The sequence below is a fragment of the Cyclobacterium qasimii M12-11B genome (assembly GCF_000427295.1).
Classification (GTDB): domain Bacteria; phylum Bacteroidota; class Bacteroidia; order Cytophagales; family Cyclobacteriaceae; genus Cyclobacterium; species Cyclobacterium qasimii.
Window position 1 is genome coordinate 1 of record NZ_ATNM01000093.1, and the last position, 2,261, is coordinate 2,261.

Below are 2,261 nucleotides of genomic sequence, written 5' to 3' on the forward strand. Positions count from 1 at the left end.
TGCAATTAACTTAGAGAAAGTGACTGAAATAAACGAGATAGAAAGAGTTTTAGATAAACTAATAACCTTGTTAAATGAAGACAATCAGAAAAACTGGGCAGAATGGTTTCTTAAAGCAAAAAACTTATTAAGGGAAGACATAGAAAGCTCCATTTCGAAAATTCTTGGAGCATATGGTGGTATGGGTTCATTTAATGATACATACTTAACGAAAATTACTCGCAAAAATGAAAATTTTTCCTCACTTAGAACTCAATTATGGGAATTGGCAATGGAAGTCAAAACAGAATTTAGAAAAAATAAAAAAGCATCTAATACTATGTGAAAATCCGTTTTACACTGACGTTGGTTCCAATGAAATGAAAGTCTTAATATCAAATATTCTTAACTTATTTATGTTAGCAATTGCAGGCTGTTCAACTGGCAATAATCCACATAATAAAGATTTTGTAGTAGTGAAAATTAACTTGGACTCACTCGAGCAAACAAGAAAAGATAATCCCCTTCCACCTATTGCAATTTATTCAGATTATAATTTCCTGTTGTTAGACTCTTTAAAATATCCTTTATTTTTTAAAACTACTGGCTGGTTTGATGACCCGAATGCTATCATAATGGATAAAAACTATTTAAGTCAGCTTGATTTAGAAATTAGAACGATAAAGGATGTTAGGGACTGTATTGACTCTTTGATTAGTGTTCACAAAATTCATGAATCCAAGCCGAATTCTGAACTGCAGATTAGCATCATATCAGAATCAGATACTATAAAAAGGGAAGAATTCTTTGTAATACATGAGATCTTGAAATCAAATAATGTAAAAGTAATTGTAAGAGAACTACATGATTTTGAAAAACAAAATTTGGATCATAGAATAAAAATAAAAAAAATCACAAAATCAGAAAACTTAGGCTTTCGATTTGTCGAGTTGTAAAATCAGGTAATGAATCTATTTTTTGCAGGACAATAAGTAAAACTGGGAAATTATTAACGAATTTGACCTGATAAATAATTCGTCATACGATTTTATAAAATCTAGATGGGATGATAACAAGTTGTTAATTTTCAATAGATTTGACGAGGAAAAACACTCAATAGATGTATCAAATTATCAGAAATAAAGCACCTAACACGGGCTTGGTAAAAGTGGCGGTTCTGTGCTCCGCAGACACATTTGGGGTTAATCAAACATTAGTTCTCCGCATCAACATTTGTGGTGAAAATCGCCACCTTCGCCAAGCCCGAGACCGTTATGTGTAACTGTAACAGACGATAATGATAGACAATTTGCCAGAGAAACCAAAAACAATCATTTCTGACTTAAAAGAATTTGATAAAAACGAAAAGTCTTTGCATATGTCTACAACTGCAAAGAATATTGACAGACTAAAAGACCTGTCAATTGAAAATTTGTGGCTAATTGGAGCAAACGACAAAGAATTAAGAAAAATTCTTCCTTTAGTTAAATTAAAGTATTTAAACTTATATCAAGTATTGGTTAAGGACTTGACAATACTTGAAACCCTTTCAAAAACTGAGACTATTATTTTGCACTGGAATACAAAAGCAACTGCACTTTGGAACATAGATGAAAATAAATGCTTAAAAGCTCTTGAGGTCACAGATTTTTCTAAACTGGAAGACATAAACCAGCTTTCACAAGCCAGACAAATTAACAGTTTAACATTTGGTGGGGGACACCAAAAACCGTTGAGGATAAAATCACTTAAACCTTTAGAAAGTTTAAAAAATTTAAGGTTTCTCAATTTGACAAATATAAAAATTGAAGACGACACATTACAGCCTTTAGGTAAACTAATAGACCTTGAAGTACTGCAATTATCAAATCAATTTGAAACTAAAGAGTATGCTTGGTTAGCAACAAGACTTCCAAATACTAAATGCAAAATGTTTCAAGCAACAAACTCTTGCAAAATTGTAAATTCAAAGAATAGTATAGTTCACGACACCATGATTACTGGAAAACGAAAACCATTTTTGCTTTCTGATAGAGACCAATTAAGAATTGATAAATATATAAAGGACTTTGAACGACTAAAAAACAAACTCTCCGAAAAAACAGCAACACATAACATCACCTTGGATCCAGCGGGCGGTTCAGAGTGAATATTAAATTTAGTATCTTTAAGAAGTTAGGAGTAGGATTGAAGTGAACGTCTCAGAAAGCCCGCCGTCTCCAAGCTGAGACCCGTTGAACAAAACCTCCTACGTCGGTAGTTTTTTACTTTTCCTATATTAA

3 protein-coding genes are annotated in these 2,261 nt (G+C 32.1%); all 3 read left to right on the forward strand.

Going from position 1 to position 2,261, the window contains the following annotated elements:
- Nucleotides 1-325, forward strand: a 325-nt coding sequence (locus ADICYQ_RS25910) for a DUF6966 domain-containing protein (RefSeq protein WP_051160164.1), incomplete at its 5' end; no start/stop codon positions are given.
- A gap of 70 nt (nucleotides 326-395) precedes the next feature.
- Complete coding sequence (locus tag ADICYQ_RS09860; protein ID WP_040415536.1) at nucleotides 396-935, forward strand: hypothetical protein; 540 nt, start codon at nucleotides 396-398, stop codon at nucleotides 933-935.
- Nucleotides 936-1,276: 341 nt separating this feature from the next.
- A complete protein-coding gene (locus tag ADICYQ_RS09865; RefSeq protein WP_020894186.1) occupies nucleotides 1,277-2,128 on the forward strand; it encodes a leucine-rich repeat domain-containing protein in 852 nt (283 codons plus the stop codon).
- Nucleotides 2,129-2,261 lie beyond the last annotated feature (133 nt).

Bases quoted from the DNA above. Each gene is read 5' to 3' on its own strand.
- ADICYQ_RS09860 (WP_040415536.1), top strand. From the start codon at position 396: ATGTTAGCAATTGCAGGCTGTTCAACTGGCAATAATCCACATAATAAA.
- ADICYQ_RS09865 (WP_020894186.1), top strand. From the start codon at position 1,277: ATGATAGACAATTTGCCAGAGAAACCAAAAACAATCATTTCTGACTTA.